Annotated in this window: 15 protein-coding genes and 1 pseudogene; 9 read left to right on the plus strand and 7 right to left on the minus strand. The window is 65.6% G+C overall.

The features are described from left to right. From Q319_RS0105140 to Q319_RS0105165, 6 genes and pseudogenes are all read left to right on the plus strand, one after another. Positions 1–327: pseudogene (locus Q319_RS0105140) on the plus strand (IS4 family transposase); the annotation flags it as partial. Positions 328–551: 224 nt separating this feature from the next. Next, on the plus strand, positions 552–1,346 hold the full coding sequence (rpsB, locus tag Q319_RS0105145) for a 30S ribosomal protein S2 (RefSeq protein WP_029480974.1): 795 nt from the start codon (positions 552–554) through the stop codon (positions 1,344–1,346). Positions 1,347–1,447: 101 nt separating this feature from the next. Next, positions 1,448–2,245: a translation elongation factor Ts gene (gene tsf / locus Q319_RS0105150; protein ID WP_029480976.1), complete on the plus strand. Its 798-nt coding sequence runs from the start codon at positions 1,448–1,450 to the stop codon at positions 2,243–2,245. A 124-nt stretch (positions 2,246–2,369) separates the two neighbouring features. Then, the gene (gene pyrH / locus Q319_RS0105155) at positions 2,370–3,077 is read left to right on the plus strand and encodes a UMP kinase (protein WP_029480977.1); all 708 of its coding nucleotides are present in this window, start codon (positions 2,370–2,372) and stop codon (positions 3,075–3,077) included. Between the two features lie 120 nt (positions 3,078–3,197). Further along, entirely contained in the window at positions 3,198–3,749 is a 552-nt protein-coding gene (frr, locus tag Q319_RS0105160) for a ribosome recycling factor (protein ID WP_029480978.1), read from the plus strand. A gap of 106 nt (positions 3,750–3,855) precedes the next feature. Beyond that, positions 3,856–4,689 carry a phosphatidate cytidylyltransferase gene (locus tag Q319_RS0105165; protein ID WP_029480979.1) on the plus strand — a complete coding sequence of 278 codons (834 nt, stop codon included), beginning with the start codon at positions 3,856–3,858 and terminating at the stop codon, positions 4,687–4,689. Positions 4,690–4,870: 181 nt separating this feature from the next. Here the strand turns inward: Q319_RS0105165 and Q319_RS0105170 are convergent, their stop codons facing one another. Further along, entirely contained in the window at positions 4,871–6,601 is a 1,731-nt protein-coding gene (locus Q319_RS0105170; RefSeq protein ID WP_029480980.1) for a hypothetical protein, read from the minus strand. 215 nt (positions 6,602–6,816) lie between these two features. Between Q319_RS0105170 and Q319_RS0105175 the strand changes: the two genes are divergently transcribed. Then, on the plus strand, positions 6,817–7,578 hold the full coding sequence (locus Q319_RS0105175) for a hypothetical protein (protein WP_029480981.1): 762 nt from the start codon (positions 6,817–6,819) through the stop codon (positions 7,576–7,578). Between the two features lie 187 nt (positions 7,579–7,765). Here Q319_RS0105175 and Q319_RS0105180 read toward each other — a convergent pair whose 3' ends face one another. The 4 genes from Q319_RS0105180 to Q319_RS0105195 form a co-directional block, all read right to left on the minus strand. Next, positions 7,766–8,965 carry a trans-sulfuration enzyme family protein gene (locus Q319_RS0105180; protein WP_051655132.1) on the minus strand — a complete coding sequence of 400 codons (1,200 nt, stop codon included), beginning with the start codon at positions 8,963–8,965 and terminating at the stop codon, positions 7,766–7,768. Positions 8,966–9,022: 57 nt separating this feature from the next. Continuing rightward, positions 9,023–9,775, minus strand: a complete 753-nt coding sequence (locus Q319_RS0105185; RefSeq protein WP_029480983.1) for a fumarylacetoacetate hydrolase family protein — start codon at positions 9,773–9,775, stop codon at positions 9,023–9,025. A gap of 87 nt (positions 9,776–9,862) precedes the next feature. Beyond that, complete coding sequence (gene leuB / locus Q319_RS0105190) at positions 9,863–10,915, minus strand: 3-isopropylmalate dehydrogenase (protein WP_029480984.1); 1,053 nt, start codon at positions 10,913–10,915, stop codon at positions 9,863–9,865. Continuing rightward, a complete protein-coding gene (locus Q319_RS0105195) occupies positions 10,908–11,498 on the minus strand; it encodes a 3-isopropylmalate dehydratase small subunit (RefSeq protein WP_029480986.1) in 591 nt (196 codons plus the stop codon). Before Q319_RS0105195 ends, leuB begins: the two co-directional genes overlap by 8 nt. A gap of 281 nt (positions 11,499–11,779) precedes the next feature. On the opposite strand from Q319_RS0105195, the gene Q319_RS0105200 reads away from it, so the two are divergent. Further along, positions 11,780–13,528, plus strand: coding sequence for an SLC13 family permease (locus Q319_RS0105200; protein ID WP_029480987.1), 1,749 nt, complete (start codon positions 11,780–11,782; stop codon positions 13,526–13,528). A gap of 61 nt (positions 13,529–13,589) precedes the next feature. Here the strand turns inward: Q319_RS0105200 and Q319_RS28095 are convergent, their stop codons facing one another. Both Q319_RS28095 and Q319_RS0105210 read right to left on the minus strand, forming a co-directional pair. Next, positions 13,590–13,751 (minus strand): hypothetical protein, encoded by a 162-nt coding sequence (locus tag Q319_RS28095; RefSeq protein WP_169739084.1) that lies wholly within the window; start codon positions 13,749–13,751, stop codon positions 13,590–13,592. Between the two features lie 76 nt (positions 13,752–13,827). Continuing rightward, positions 13,828–15,114 carry an MFS transporter gene (locus Q319_RS0105210; protein ID WP_029480988.1) on the minus strand — a complete coding sequence of 429 codons (1,287 nt, stop codon included), beginning with the start codon at positions 15,112–15,114 and terminating at the stop codon, positions 13,828–13,830. Between the two features lie 241 nt (positions 15,115–15,355). Here Q319_RS0105210 and Q319_RS0105215 point away from each other — a divergent pair, with 241 nt between their 5' ends. Next, the gene (locus tag Q319_RS0105215) at positions 15,356–16,420 is read left to right on the plus strand and encodes a C40 family peptidase (protein ID WP_029480991.1); all 1,065 of its coding nucleotides are present in this window, start codon (positions 15,356–15,358) and stop codon (positions 16,418–16,420) included. Positions 16,421–16,549: the final 129 nt, after the last annotated feature.

The raw sequence follows: 16,549 nt of genomic DNA on the forward strand, positions 1-16,549 counted from the left end.
TTCCAGTTGGAGTTCGTGTTCCGCGATGCAAAACAGTTTGCAGGGCTGACCACCTGCCAGCTTCGTCAGACGCAGGCTCTGGAGAACCATTGGAATACTGCGTTCTTCGCGCTCAGTCTGGGACGGGCAGAAGTGCTGCTGGAGGCCGCTGGCCTCCAGGGTCGCCCGGCCACTTCACTGGTGTTTTCCTACGAAGACATCAAGCGGCGGGCCTTCAACCGGCTCTTTGCGTGGCGAATACTGAGCAATCTAGGTCTCCAGGCACGATTTGCCGAATTAGGAAAACATCCGTCCAGGCCGCTGGATTTGGGGGTCAAAGCGGCTTGAGGGTGGTCAAAACTGTCCGAACCATTGGAACAGGCGAATTCAAGACTTCCCTCCCATCTCCAGACGCGCTATACTCCTCGGTTGGGTGCCCCCGTGACCCGCCGTGCGCGCTCAAGCGTCGCGCATCGGCCTGGCCCACAGCGTTCACGACAAACAGAGCGAGAACAGACGCTGGGCTGGCACGAAACTGGCAAACTCTTCCCACTCAACGCTTACGGAGCCACATGTCCTACATCAGCATGAAGCAACTGCTGGAAGCCGGAGTTCACTTCGGTCACGAAACCAAGCGCTGGAACCCCAAGTTCAAGCGGTTCATCTTCGCCGAACGCAACGGTATTTTCATCATCGACCTGCAAAAGACCCTCAAGCAGGTGGACCGCAGCTTCGATTTCATCAAGGAACTCGCGGAGCGCGGTGGCGTCATCCTGTTCGTCGGCACCAAGAAGCAGGCGCAGGAGATCGTGGAGCTGGAAGCGCGCCGCACCGGGATGCCGTTTGTGACCAGCCGCTGGCTGGGCGGAATGCTCACCAACTTCAAGACCATGCGCACCCGCATTGACCGTCTGAACGAACTGGACGATCTGTTCGAGTCCGAGCGCATCAATGACCGTGGTAAGGCCGAGCGCATTGCGCTGTCCACCGAGCGCGAGCGTCTGCTGCGCTTCGTGGGCGGCATCCGCAAGATGAACCGCCTGCCCGACGCGATCTTCGTGGTGGACCCCACCAAGGAAGTCATCGCCGTCAAGGAAGCCAACAAGCTGGGCATTCCCGTGATCGCGCTGGCCGACACCGACAGCGATCCCGACGTGATCGACTACATCGTGCCCGGCAACGACGACGCCATCCGCAGCATCCAGCTCATCACGCACCGCATCGGTGACCTGCTGGTCGAGGCGCGTGGCGGCGGTGAGGACGTGTCCGGCGAGCGCGTGGAAGGCGAAAACGCCGACATGAAGAACGCTGAGCAGGGTACCGAGGGCGACACTGCCCAGGTCACCAGCACCCAGGGCCGCAGCTAAACCCGCTCATTGGTGGGGGGCGTCGCTGCGCGGTGAGCGGGCCGCGCCCCCTATTTTTGCTCTCAATACCCTGCTCTAAACACTTTTCAGGAGGAATCACTATGCTGCAATCAATCAAGAAACTGCGCGAAATGACGGGCGCGGGCATGATGGACGTCAAGAAGGCCCTGGCCGACGCGGGCAACGACGAGGACAAGGCAGTGGCCCTGCTGCGCGAACGCGGCATCGTCAAGGCTGCCAAGAAGTCGGACCGTGAAGCCCGCGAGGGTCTGGTGCGCTTTGTGGTGGACGGCAAGACCGCCGCGATGGTGGAAATCAACAGCGAGACCGACTTCGTGGCCCGCAACGCCGACTTCCAGAAGCTCGTGGAAAGACTGGCCGCAGCCGCACTCCAGGCCAAAACCAGCGACGTCGAGGAGTTCAAGAACTTCAAGATGGACGACGGCGAAATGGTGGGCACCGTGCTGGCCGCCGCCGCTGGCCGCATCGGCGAGAATCTGGTGCTGAACCGGGTGACCTATATGGAAGGCCAGCAGATCGCCGGCTATGTTCACAGCAACGGCAAGATCGGCGTGCTGGTGGATCTGGACGGCGGCGACGCGGCCCAGGCCAAGGACGTGGCCCTGCACGTGGCCGCCGAGAACCCGCAGTACCTGAAGCGCGAGCAGGTCAACAGCGACGACATCGAGAAGGAGCGCGAGATCCTGACCAATAAAGCGCTCAACGAGGGCAAGCCCCAGCAGATCGTCGAGAAGATCGTGAGCGGTCAGATCGGCAAGTTCTACGAGGAAAAAGTGCTGCCCGAGCAGAAGTTCGTCAAGGACAACTCCATGACGGTGGGCAAGTACCTGGGTGACGCCACGGTCAGCAACTTCGTCCGCTTCGAGATCGGTTCGTAATTTAAAAGAGGGGCGGCAGAAATGACCGTCCCTTTTTTCGGGCCTTTCGTTCCCCGGTGGCCCCAGCGGCTGCCGGGCTTTTCTCTGACACTTTTTCCTGTCTGCGAGGTGGTATCCCATGCCCATGTTCAAGCGCGTTCTGCTCAAACTCTCCGGTGAATTCCTGGCCGGAGAGGAGGGCTTCGGCATCAGTCCCGACACCACCGCCCGCCTCGCCCGGCTGATCTCCACTTCACTGGAGGGCAGCGATGTGGAACTGGCCATCGTGATCGGCGGCGGCAACTTCTGGCGCGGGGCGCGCAACGGCGTGGGCATGGACCCGGCCACCGCCGACTACATCGGGATGCTGGGCACCGTAATGAACGCGATGGCCCTGCAAGACGCGATGGAAACCGCCGGACGCCCCACCCGCGTCATGAGCGCCATTCCGATGGCGGCGGTGGCCGAGCCGTACATCCGCCGCCGGGCCATGCGTCACCTGGAAAAGGGCCGCGTGGTCATCTTCGGCGGGGGCAACGGCGCACCGTTCTTCACCACCGACACCACCAGCACCCTGCGCGCCCTGGAAATAGGCGCGGAAGTGGTGCTGATGGCCAAGAACAAGGTGGACGGCGTGTACGACAGCGATCCGCAGAAAAATCCAGGGGCGGTCAAATACGACACCCTGACCCACCATGAGGTCGTGGAGCGTCGTCTGGCCGTCATGGACGCCACCGCCATCACCCTGTGCATGGACAAGGGCCTGCCCATCGTGGTCTTCGATCTGTTCGAGCCGGGCAATCTGGAACGGCTGTTCCGGGGCGAACGGGTCGGCACGCTGATCCAGAGCTAGGCGTGTGGACCACTTGGGACAGGCGAAGATGAAGAACCGCGCCTCGTCCCCGCCGCTTCTACACGCTAAACTCTGGCCCATCACACATTCGCCTCCAATCATTCAAAGGAGTGTTTCCCCATGTCCGACATGAAAACCATCCAGGCCGAGACCCGCGAGAAGATGGGCAAGGCCATCGAGTCGCTGGAAAACAGCCTGAGCGTCCTGCGCACGGGCCGAGCCAATCCCGGCATCCTCAAGCGCATCGTGGTGGACTACTACGGCCAGTCCATGCCCATCGATCAGGTCGCCAGCGTCAGCACCCCCGACGCGCGCACGCTGGTCATCACGCCCTGGGACCGGGGCGCACTGGCCCCCATCGAGAAGGCCATCCGCGACAGCGATCTGGGGCTGAATCCCAACAACAAGGGCGACACCATCTTCCTAAGCATGCCCGTGCTGACCGAGGAACGCCGCAAGGATCTGGTCAAGAACGCCCGGACCTACGCCGAGGACGCCCGCATCGCCGTGCGCAACCTGCGCAAGCACTCGCTGGACGACGTCAAGAAGCTCGAAGGCATCGGCGACGACGACATCAAGCGCGGCGAGGCCGACGTGCAGAAGATCACCGACGAATTCATCGCACGCGTGGACAGCACCTTCCAGAAGAAGGAGCAGGAAATCCTCGGGTGAAAGCTGCGCCCGGACGTGGCCTGTGGAGCGTGGACCGTGAAAGGTCACCACGCTCCACGTTTTCCATTGCGCCCCGCCGTCAGAAGACGCGCCGTCAGGAAGGGTCATGGAAACGCTGAGTACCCGCGTCCTGACCTCTGTGGTGGGCTTCGCCATCGTGAGCGGCATCGTGTGGATCGGCTGGTGGGCCATGCTTCCGGCGCTGGTGTTCGTCTCGGTGATGAGCCTGTACGAGTACATCCGCATGCTGGACCGCAACGACATCGACGTACGGCGGGGCAGTCTGGGCGTGTTTGCCGCCGCCATCATCGTCGCCAGCCTACCGGTGTGGGCACAGACCCCACCCTGGCCCGGCGGTTCCTGGCGCGAGGTGGTTCTGACGGTGGCGGTGGCCTACCTGCTGGTCATGGAGGTGGTACGCCCCGGCGAACGCCCGCTGGAACGGGTGGTCTACAGCGTGTTCGGGCTGCTGTACATTCCGTGGCTGCTGGGCTACTTTCTACTGCTGCGCTACAGCCCGGACGCCACGGCGGGCCTGCTGTACTTCGCGCTGCCGCTGCTGGCGACGTTCGCCGCCGACATCGGGGGCTTTTTCGGCGGTTATTACTTCGGACGCCGCAAACTGGCCCCGGAGGTCAGCCCCGGTAAGACCGTGGAGGGGGCCATCGGCGGGCTGCTGGCGGGCTTTCTGATCGTGCTGGCGATTGCCAGCCTGACTGGCATCTGGTCCCCGCTGGAATCGCTGCTGTACTCCATTCTAGTGGCCAGCGCCAGCCAGCTCGGCGATCTGGCCGAGAGCCTGGTCAAACGCGCCCTGAAAACCAAGGACAGCGGCACCAGCCTGCCCGGCCACGGCGGTTTTCTGGACCGCATCGACAGCCTGCTGTTCGCCGTACCTGCCACTTACCTGTTCTTGCAGATCAGCGTATTCTCACGGTAGTCGGTACACAAATTAGGACGACAGAAAGAGGAGGCGGCAGTAATGCCCGTCTCCTCTTTCTCTTCTTGAGGCCACAACTGTCAGGGCGGCTCGGAACGCGAGACAGAATCCGCACCACCTGCGCCGAACATCTCCGGGACTTCGTGGAACAGAAAGTGTGCCAGATCTCTAATGCCGCAGATCAATTGCCCAGATCGATGGTCACGGGCTGCGTGCGTGGAACGACGACGGTCAGCGGCGCAGACTGGTAGCCCTCGGCGACCACGTTCAACTTATACGTTCCCTGAACTGGAAAGTTCACCTTCCCAGGCGCAAGACCCAGGGTCTGGTTCGACGCCAGTCTGGCGCTGGCCGGAGCTGAGACGACGTTTAACTGGGCTGTGACGCCCGCCGCACCGCGCAGGGTAAAGTCCACGTTGCAGCACGGTGCGCCCAGGGCAGTGCTGCCAGCGGTTGTAGAGGCCACGCCGGAGGGGCGTAGCGCCCACAGCAGGGCCGCGCCCAGCAACACGATGACCACCAGTACCAGCGGCACCCAGCGCAGCAGTGGCGAGGGCTGACTACTCTTGGGGGCGGTTCGGACCACCCGCCAGGAGTCGTCCTCATCCCAGCCGATACGGATCGGCGGAAGATCACGCCGCGCCGGAGTTCCGGCAATGCCGCCCACCTCTGGCAGCCGCTGCACCTTCCCCGCGCCGTCTACGGCTTCCCCGCCCGGACGCCGCAGAGAGGCGGGCAGGCGCTCGACCTGACGCGGTGGCACACCAGGGACAGCGCCACCTGCATCATCTGCGCTGTCAGCCGTGAAGCCCATCTGAAACGGCTCGGGCACCGGCACACCCAGCGCGGCCAATTCAGCGGCCTGTGCAATCTCACGCGTTTCCTGTTCGCTCTGTTCTCTCAGGTGCGCGGCCCGGCGCTCGGCGGCGGCCTGGCTGTCCAATGCGGCCTGCTCCTGACGCTCGTCGTTCTGGCGTCTGCGGCGCTCCTGCGGTGTTTCCGACTGCCCCGTCGGCGCGTTGGAAAAGGGAGAGACCACCGAAATCTGTCCCTGGTCAGACGCGGGCCTTGCAGTCTCGGTCTGGGCAGACCCAACGACACTCCCCTCAACGGCACTCCCCTCGCTGTCGATTCCCCGACCTCCGGTCCCAGACGGGCTGGAGGCCGCATCCTTTCCAGGAGGCACAGGGGAGGGCGGCGGATCAACAGGTTGGCCTTCCGACACCTCGGAGCCAGAAGCCCCGGACAGGATGGCTGCGGCCTTTTCTTCCGACGGCTGACCCAGCGCGGCGGGCTGATCCAGCGGCAACTCCACTGCGGCTTCATGCTGCCCCGCCGTTTTCCGCGCCTGCTCTGCCACATCACCGCCGAGCAGCGCCAGCGCTCCGTGCGCGCTCAGGGAACCGGGCTGCTCAAGCAGGGGCCGCAGGGCCTCCGGTAGCGCGCCCAGCGCCTGTAAGGTCAGGGCCAGATCGCTCAGGTCACCCTGCGGGGTGGCGTCCTCGCGCCAGGGCAGGCCCGCCCCGGCCAGGGCCACCCCACCATCATGGTTCCAGAGCTGTGCCCCGCTGACGCCGCCGTGTGCCATGCCGCTCCCGTGCAGCGCACCCAGGGCCGCCAGTGCGCCGCGCGCGGCCAGTTCCGGGTCCTGGGCGGGGTGGGCCTGAAGCGGCAGTTCGGTCACCAGATACGCCTGTTCGCCGTCCACACCGCTGTCTACCACCGGCAACAGATGGGGCGAGAACGGCACATCCGGCAGCCCCTGTGCATAGGGTAAGACGTGCAGCAGAACAGGGATTCCAGTCAGCCGGTCCGTGGCCCGAAAGGTCTGAATGGGGCTGTCAGCCGCCGCCACCCCATTCGCCGGGGGAGGCAGGGCCTGAACTGCCACGTAGGGGCCAATGGGCTTCACACGGCCCAGTATAGACGGCCCGATTCTGAATTGGCGGGCCAGGAAAGTGGGGCAGAGCGGAAGGGCGGCTTCAACCGTTCAGGCGCGGACCCGGCTCTCCAGGGCTTTGAAGAGCCGGGTGGTGGCCTCATACGGATTCCGTCTGTTTCGTGCAGAACCGTCCGCGCCACCACTCGCCCCGACTGACCGTTGGCCCACACCTGTTACGCTGGAGCATGAATCTCCTGAGCAGGGTGATGGCGGGCTTGGCCTCCTTGATGGTGATGGGAAGCGGAGCAGATGCCCAGGCAGGCTGGCGCGTGCTGTATAGCGCGGAGCGGACACTCACGCCGCCGCAGGCCACTCCCCAAGAACGCGCGCTGATCGGACGGGCCGCCGCTCTGCGCGGAGGGGAAGATTGCGCGCTGGGAGAACGTTTTGCCGCGCCGAAACTGATTGGGCGTGCGCCGGGACCGTTCCTGAAAGCGGGCGCGCAGGAAACGGCCCTGGTTTATCAGACTTGCCTGATCTACATGGGAGACACGGTGGGTCTGCTGATCACGCGCGCCGGAACACCCGTGCTGCACGTCGCCTTCGAGGCCAGCGCGATCAGCGAGGTCTACAGCGTGCTGGACATCAACCGCGACGGCCTGCGCGAACTGGCGATGCTGGAAAACTTTGGAGACGCGGGCGTGGGCCTGAAATGGCTGAACGTCTGGGATTTCAGGCGGGTGGCTGCCGGGGGCCTGCCCACCACGCCCCACCGCTTCACGGCGGCGACGCAGAGGTGCGAACCCGGTCAACCCGAGGGGGCGGGCCTGGCAAGCATCCGGCAGTACCAGTTGTGGGTCAAACCGGGCCAGACGCCCGCCTTCAGAGCGGACGAGCGGGGCACAGACCGCTGCTATTCCCCAACGCTCCGGCCCCTGAGACAGCAGATTTCTCCACTCAAGCCCGAATATGCGGCCCCCGTTCCCACGCGGCTGCCGCTGCCTTAGAGCAGTTGTTATAAAAAGACCATTTTGATGACCGAGCGAAGCGAGTGACTTTTACCGAGCAGGACGGACTTGCAAAGCTGAGGAGTGGCGTCCCCAGGGGCGACTGTTCACGACGAGTGCAAAGCAGAGAATGGAGTCACCGGAAGTCTTCTCTTCCGGTGGCGCAATTTGGAGAACTGCTCTAACTTCAGCCTTCCAGCGCGCTCTCGAAATCGCCCAGCAGGTCGCCGATGTCCTCGATGCCCACGCTGATCCGCAGCAGCCCCGGCGTGATGCCCAGGCGGCGGCGTTCGGCCTCGGGCAACGCACGGTGCGAGGTGCCCCACGGCCAAGACAGGGTGGTGATCACGTCGGCCAGACTGGGGGCCAGGGGAATGCGCCCAGCCAGCGCCTTGACAAACGCGGGGGCGTCCTCGATGTCGGCGGCCAGCATCCCGCCGAAGCCGTTGGGATACAGGTCCATCGCCAGATGAAACTGCGGGTGATCGGACAGGCCGGGGTGGTAGACCGCCCCCACGCGCGGGTGGTTGACCAGCACGTCGGCCACGGCCTGCGCGTTGCCGGAATGCGCCCGCATCCGCAGGCCCAGCGTCTTGAGGCCCTGCATGGTCATCCAGGCATCGAAGGCGGACATGGTGCCGCCCAGCCGCAGCAGCCGCGTGCGGGCCAGCGCCACCAGATCGGCGCGGGCACACAGCACGCCGCCGAACGCGGTGCTATGCCCACTGAGGTACTTGCTGACACTGTGGGTGATCAGGTCCGCGCCGTGCAGGGCCGGGCGGAAGACGGCGGGGCTGGCGAAGGTGTTGTCCACGCTCAGGAGCGCGTCACGCTCGTGCGCCAGCTTTGCCAGGGCGGGCACGTCCGGCACGGTCAGCAGCGGATTGGTCAGGCTCTCGACATGCACAAGTCTGGTGTTGGGACGGAAGGCCGCCTCCACCTCGTTCAGATCGCAGGCGTCCACGAAGGAAACCTCAATGCCCAGACGCGGGAATTCCTCGGCCAGCAGGGCATAGGTCACGCCGTACACGCGGGCGTCGGTGATGACGTGATCGCCTGTTTTCAGGACGCCCAGAAAGGCGGCGCTGATTGCGGCCATGCCGCTAGCGGCCACCAATGCGGCCTCAGTGCCTTCCAGTACGGCCAGGGCGCGTTCCAGACTCGCGCCGTTGGGGGTGCCGTTGCGGTAGTAAAAGGCGGCAGGTTCCGCGCCGCTCATGGCCCCGTCCAGCGCGTCCAGATCGGCAAAAGCGTAGACGGTGGACTGGTAGATCGGCTCGACGAGCGGCGCGGACGCGTTGGGTCGGGCCTCCTCGCCCGCGCGGGCAGCCAGGGTGGTCAGGTCATAGTTTGTAGGGTGGGCGGCGTGCTTGTCGGCGGGAGTCACGCGCACAGGCTAGCGCCTGGGCTGGGGAAAGAGCCGAGATACGCGTGGGGCCAGACCTCAGCCGATCTGCGTGACCAGCACCCCGACGCCCTCCACCTCCACCTCCACCGTGTCGCCCGACTTCAGGGGACCAACGCCCGAGGGTGTGCCGGTCAACACCACGTCACCCGGCTCCAGCGTCACGAAGCGGGTCACGTAGGCCAGGATCGCGGGCACGTCGAAGATCATCAGACTGGTGCGGCTGTCTTGCAGCGTGTCGCCGTTCACGCGGGTCTGCACGCGTAGGTCCGCCGGGTCCAGTTCGGTCTCCAGCCACGGCCCCAGCGGGCAGAAACGGTCCGCCGCCTTGGCCCGGAACCATTGCAGGTCCGTCTTCTGGCGGTCCCGCGCGGTCAGATCCAGCCCGCAGGTGTACCCGGCGACAGCGGCCAGCGCATTCTCCGGCGTCAGCCCCTGCGCCCGCGTGCCGATCACCAGCGCCAGCTCACCCTCGAAGTGAAAGTTGTCGCTCCAGTCTGGGGCGTTCACCGTGCCGCCCGGTTCAGCCAGGGTGTTGGGGCCTTTTAAAAAGATGCCGGGTTCGGTGGGCAGGTCGCCCGTGTCGTTGCCCAGTTCGCGGATGTGGTCCAGGTAATTGCGGCCCACGCAGACGATCTTGGACGGCTCGGCGGGGGCCAGCAGCGCCGCCGTGTCCAGCGGAGCGCTCTGGCCTGTGCGCGGCCCGCCCATACCGTCGGTGAACTGCACCGTTTCGCCCTCCACTTCTCCCCAGGAAGCCCCGCCGCCGTGCTGCATTCTGACCAGTCGCATACGGGCAGGATAGCGTCTGGCTGGCACAGGAAAAACGGGAAAGAGGCGGGGCGCTGGATGGCCCCGCCTCTCCCCAGCCCCAGTCGATCAGCCGACGGGCGTGCCCATCGCTTCCAGCACGGCGTTAGTGAAGGTTCTGGTATCCGCCTTGCCGCCCAGATCGCGGGTAGGTTCCTCGCGCAGGGCCAGGGCCACGGCGCGCTCGATCTGGTTGGCGGCGTCGCTGCGCCCCAGGCCGTGGCGCAGCAGCATGGCGGCGCTCATGATGGCGGCGGCGGGATTGGCGATCCCTTTCCCGGCGATGTCGGGGGCGCTGCCGTGAATCGGCTCGAACAGGCCCGCACCGTCGCCTAAGCTCGCGCTGGGCATCAGGCCCAGGCTGCCGGGGATCACGGCGGCCAGATCGCTCAGGATGTCGCCGAACAGGTTTTCCGTGACGATCACGTCGTAGCGGCTGGGATCGGAGACGATCAGCATGGCGACGCTGTCCACGTACTCGTGGTTCAGGTGGATGTTACGGTACTCGCGGTCACGCAGCGCCTGCACGTCGCGCCGCCACAACTCGCTGACTTCCAGCACGTTGGCCTTGTCCACGCTGGTCACGCGGCCCTTGCGCTGCTCGGCGGCCCAGAAGGCCATTCTCGCCACGCGCTCCACCTCGGGGGTGGTGTAGCGCATGGTGTTGTAGGCGGTGTCACCGTCGATCTTGCGGTCCTGATCGAAATACACGCCGCCCAGCAGCTCGCGCACGATCAGGATGTCCACGCCGCGCGCCAGTTCGGGCTTCAGGGGCGACAGGTGTTCCAGGCCCGGCTGCACGCGCACCGGACGCAGGTTGGCGTAGCAGCCCAGCGCCTTGCGGAGGGCCAGCAATCCGCTCTCGGGGCGCATTGGGCGCGGCAGGCTGTTCCAGGGGCTGTTCTGCGGGCCGCCCACGGTGCCCAGCAGTACGGCGTCGGCGTCGGCCAGCGCGTCGCGGGTAATCTGCGGAAAGGGATCGCCGTGCGCGTCATAGGCCATCCCGCCGATGGCGTGTTCCTCGAAGGTCAGGTCCGGGGCCACCTCGCGCAGCACTTCCACGGCGGCGGCGGTGACTTCAGGGCCGATTCCGTCGCCGGGCAACGTAACAATCTTAGGCATGGGTTTTCTCCTCTTCTGAACGCTCGCCGGGGTGGCCGTGGCCTGCCTCGGTACTCTTTGCCTTCAACGTCTCGCCCTCTAATTCAGCAGCCAGATCGGCGGCGTCGTGTTCTTTCATGTATTCCAGCCAGCCGCCCGCCTTCTGCACGTCCAGCGCAAACTGCGGCACCGGCACGAAGGTCAGGGCCTGCCCGGTGCGCGTGTTGGTCACCGTGCCCGCCTGCAAGTCCAGATCGGCATTGTCACCGTCCTGAAAGGCTTCCACGATGCCGTCACATTCCAGCGCCAGAAAACCGTTGTTGATGGAATTGCGGTAATAGATGCGCGCGAAGTTGGGGGCAATGACTGCGCTCACACCTGCACCGCGCAAGGCCCAGACGGCGTGTTCGCGGCTGCTGCCACAGCCGAAGTCCGCCCCAGCCACGATGAGATCGCCGGGCTGGACGCGCTTCACGAAGGTCTTGTCGTAATCCTCCATCGCAAATTTCGCCAGCTCGGCCTCCACATCGGTGGTCAGGTGGCGGGCGGGAATGATCTCGTCGGTGTTGATGTGATCGCGGGCAAAGACGTGAACGGTGGGCATGGAAACTCCTTGAGGAATGAGGCATGGGGCGAAAGCCGGTGCCAGATCACAGTATCAGCGCCGCCGTATCCGTACCACCGCGCGGGCGGCGGTTGTCGAGAGGAGTGGCACCGGCACGTCCCGCCAGGGCCTGTGCGCCGACTTTGAAAACCGTCTCTGGACATGATCTAGACCGTCTCATCTGACCGACCCTGGCCCCGCGCACACTCTGGACAGTTCCAGACCCCCTTTGCCCCCCTTCTCTGCTCCTCCCCCACTTCCGATGATCCACAGGTGAATTCATGGACCCCGTAACCCTGATTCTGATTCTCTTCGTGGCCGCGCTGGTGCTGTTTGCCACCGAATGGCTGCCGGTGGACGTCACCGCCCTGGGCCTGCTTTCGGCCCTGATGCTGACCGGGCTGGTCACGCCCAAACAGGCGTTCGCGGGCTTTGGCAGCGACACGGTACTGACTATCGCCTCACTGTTCATCCTGACGCGGGTGCTGCTGCGGGCGGGGGTGATCGAGTGGATCGGGGTGTCGCTGGCCCGACGCGCGCGCAACGCCCCGGCCATGCTGCGCGGGCTGCTGGGCACGGTGGCCGGGATCAGCGCCTTTACCAGCAACACCGCCACCACTGCCGTCTTTCTGCCGGTGGTGGCGGGGCTGGCCAGGCGCGCGGGCATGGGCGCGGGGCGGGCGCTGATGCCGCTGGCCTTTGCCAGCATCCTGGGCGGAACCATCACGATCATCGGCACCAGCACCAATCTGGTGGTCTCGGGGGCGCTGCCCACCACCGGGCAGCCGCCGCTGGGCTTTTTCGAGCTGGCCTGGGTGGGGCTGCCGGTGGCCGTGGTGGGGCTGCTGTACCTGTTCTTCGTGGCCCCCCGCCTGCTGCCGGACCGAGAGGCCGCGCTGGAAGACTCGCTGCGCGCCTATCTGGCGGACCTGACGGTGGCCCCCGGCAGTCCGCTGGCGGATCAGGCGCTGCGGGACAGCGGGCTGGGGCGCGATCACGGGCTGACGGTGGTGGCCGTGCGGCGGGACAACCAGACCTTTTATGCGCCGGGGCCGGATTTCATGGTCCAGTCCGGCGACACGCTGGCGGTAGAGGGCCAGACCGAACGCATCCTGGCCGGGAAAAGCACGCTGGGGGTGGTCAGCAAGTCCGAGCAGAAGCTGCGCGCCGAGCCAGGAGAGGCCGGGGACGTGAGACTGATCGAAGCTGTGGTGCTGCCCGGTTCACCGCTGCTGGGGCGCACGCTCAAGGAGGGCCGCTTCCGCGAACGCTACGGCGTCTCGGTGCTGGCCCTGCACCGCCGCGCGCAGCACTTCGAGCGGCTGGGAGGTGTGCGGCTGGCCGTGGGCGACCTGCTGCTGATCCAGGGGAATGCTGCACGCATCGACTCACTGGGCGATTATCTGGCCGTCATGGGTGACCTGACCGAGCGCGTGCGTGACCCGCGCCGCGCGCCGCTGGCGGTGGCCCTGTTCGCCGGCGCAATTGGTCTGGGCGCATTCGGCGTCGTGCCGCTGGCGGTGGCCGTGGTGGTGGCCGTCGCCCTGAGTCTGGCCTTCCGCCTGATCTCGCCGGAGGAAGCCTACGGCGCGGTGGAGTGGCCGATCATCGTGCTGATCGCCTCCATGCTGGCCTTCGGCGCGGCCTTTGAAGCCACCGGGGCGGCGAGCGTCCTGACCGGGGCGCTGTCGGGCGTGCTGGAGCCGCTGGGACCCTATGGCCTGCTGGCCGCGCTGTTCGTGGTCACGGTGGCGCTGACCCAGCCGATGAGCAATCAGGCGGCGGCGCTGGTGATGCTGCCGCTGGCGATCGGCACCGCCAAGACGCTGGGCTATGACCCGCGCCCCTTCATCATCGGGATCACGATTGCGGCCAGCAACTCGTTCATCACGCCGCTGGAGCCGTCGTGCATGCTGGTCTACGGCCCCGGACGCTACACCTTCATGGATTTCGTGCGCGTCGGCTCCGGCCTGACGCTGGTGACCTTCGCAGTGTCCCTGCTGATCATTCCGCGCGTCTGGCCGTTCTAGACGGCAGAGATGACAAACCCCTCTCCACTGGGAAGAGGGTTGCGTGGAACATCATGGCCACTCAGATGAACAGCGGCGCGTCGGGATCGTCGAGCAGGGGCCGGTCCTTGCGCGCCATCAGGGCGGCGGCGGTGCCGATGCCGATCACCGCGCCGATGCCGATCACGATCAGCGTCCAGGTGATCAGCACTTGCGAATGTTCGTGGGTGCGGTCTGAAACCATGTGTCAAGCATAACAGTCTGCGCGCGGGGCAGGATTTGAACCGGGTTGAGAAAGAGGGGGCAAGCTGGCGGCCCGGTCAGTCCGCTGCCACTTTCGGCTCTTCCAATTTGCGCGGCAGCCTGCGCCACAGCGCCAGCAGAGAGATCAGCCCCAGCGCGGCCAGCACGATCAGACCCCAGCGCGAGCCGAGCGGACCGTCCTTGTTGATCAGTGCGCTGGACAGCAGCGCGCCGGGCGGCCCCATCCCCACCAGCACGAAGGAATACAGGCTCATCACGCGCCCGCGCAGGTGATCGGGAATGGTCAGTTGCACGGTGCTGTTGGCGCTGACCAGCAACGTGAGCATCCCGAAACCGCAGGCGGCCAGCACGGGCGCGGCCAGCACCGAGCCAGGCGTCAGTGCCAGCGCGACGGTAGAGGCAATCAGAATCACCGCGCCGTAACGCAGGTTCCGCACCGGATTGGGCTTGCTGGCCTGCCACAGCGCGCCGCCCATCGCCCCCACCCCAAAAAAGGCCGACAGCAGGCCGAAGGCCGCCTCGCGCTCGCCGTAGACCACACGGGCAAAGTAGGGAATGATGATGTTGAAATTGATGACGGTCAGGCTCATCAGCCCTACCAGCAGCATCACGTTGCGGACCGGCGGCGTGGCGCGGACGTAGCGCAGACCCTCGCGGATGTCGTCGGACACCTTGCTGCGCTCCAGACCCGGACGGGCAGGGAACGGCAGGGTCGAGAGGACGTAGATCACCGCCCCGAACGACACCACGTTCAGGTAAAAAGGAAAGGCCAGCCGGGCGATGTTCGTGGCGTCCCCGCCCGCCAGCAGCCGAATCCCCAGCACCGCCACCACCCCGAACAGCGCCTGCCCCAGCGTGCGGCTGACGTTGAACGACAGGCTGTTCAGGGCCACCGCGTTGGTCACGGCCTCGCGCGGGACGAAGTCCACCACCATGCTCTGGCGGGCGGGCATGTCGAAGGCGTTAGCACAACCCGAGATGAAGGCCAGAACCATGACCAGCGGCAGCGACACGACGCCCAGATGGGTGGTGACTGCCAGGATCAGCCCAGTCACAAGCAAAACGATCTGGGTGGTCAGCAGCACCCGCCGCCGGGGAACGCGGTCCACGACCGCCCCGGCAAACAGCGACAGCAGCAGGCTGGGCATGAACTGCGCCACGGTCACGTAGCCCAGCGCCGCGCTGCTGCCTCCAGACAACTCCAGCACCAGATACTGCTGCGCGGTGGCCTGCATCCACGATCCCACCAGCGACAGCAACTGCGAGAACCAGTAGCGGCGGTAGTTGGGATGCTGGAGCGCCCTGAAGGTATTGATCCGCCACTCGCCGACACGCGCAAACACCCGCCCACCATACGCCCGCCGCCCGGAAGAATGTCAGCCTGGACAGCCGATTAAAGGGGCGATGAGGACTTCGGAATTCTTCACACACCGCATGATTGGCCACCTGTCAAACATCTTTTGGATGACGTTTCTCATCTCTCTCTCCTTTTTCAATCCTTCATGATGTGTTACGGTACGCACAATCTTATCTCCAACACATCCCCGTCAGTCCCTGTCATCGCCCCCTGCGAGCCTGAATCCGATGCGTCCAAAGTCCACCGTCCTGCCCCTTTCCGCCCTGATGCTCAGCGCCCTGCTGTCCCTGGGAGGGCTGGCCGGGGCACAGGCCAGCGGATTCCAGGGCGTGACCGTCACCATTCAGGCCAAAGACACCGCGTACGCCGTCGCAAAGCGCGCGGGCATCAGCGTGGAGGCCTTGCTGGCGCTGAACGGCCTGCGAAGCCCTGACCTGAAAATCGGCCAGATTCTACGGGTCTCCAGAACGGCGCGCCATATCGTCGCGGCCAAAGAAACGCTGTACGCCCTTTCCAGGCGCTATAGCGTCAGCGTGGACGCGATTCTGGCCGAGAACGCCCTGCCGGAAGGCGCGATTCTGGAGGTGGGTCAGGTGCTGCTGTTGCCCGCCAACGCCACGCTGCCCCCCACACAGTCCGCACCCGTCGCCCTGGCCCCCACGCCAGGGCCTCTTGCTTCAGGGCCACTGGTTATGGTGCCGGTCCTCTCGCTGTCCTCCACCCTGACTGCGCCGCCCGTTCTGAGCGCCGCCCAGCCACCCGCGCCACTGCCCAGCCAAACGCTGCCCAGTCAACCGCTGCCGAGCGAGCCACTCTCCGGCCAGCCCCTGCCCGCAGAAGAAGGGCCAGCCATTCCCAACCCAGCAGAACCGGACGTTCCCTCTGTCGCCACGCTGCCCGGCGACTGGCGGGGCATGGCGATGGCGCTGCTGGGCACGCCGTACCGCTACGGCGGCACCACCCGCAGCGGACTGGATTGCAGCGGCTTCGTGTTGCAGGTCTTCACGCCGCTGGGCGTGCGGCTGCCCCGCGTCAGCGCCGATCAGGCGCGGGTGGGTCAGCCGGTGGCGGCAGACCAACTGCAACCCGGCGATCTGGTGTTCTTCGATACGGCGGGCGGCGGACGCATTTCACACGTGGGCATCTACCTGGGGGCCGACACCTTCGTCAGCGCCAACAGCTACCAGGGCAAGGTCTCGCTGGACACCCTGATGGCGGACCGCTACTGGGCACCGCGCTACCGGGGAGCCAGGCGCGTGCTGAACAGTCCCTACGCGGTTCAGAAGCCCTGATATCAGCGTGGAGGCTGAAAATTCGCCTCACTCTGAGATTCTGGCCTGATCAGCGACAGAAAGATGGGGCCTCCTGAGCAAAAGCGCAGGAAAACCAAGCTGGCCTGTGGACTCCCCCATCCCACTCTG

Source organism: Deinococcus marmoris DSM 12784 (assembly GCF_000701405.1).
Taxonomy (GTDB): domain Bacteria; phylum Deinococcota; class Deinococci; order Deinococcales; family Deinococcaceae; genus Deinococcus; species Deinococcus marmoris.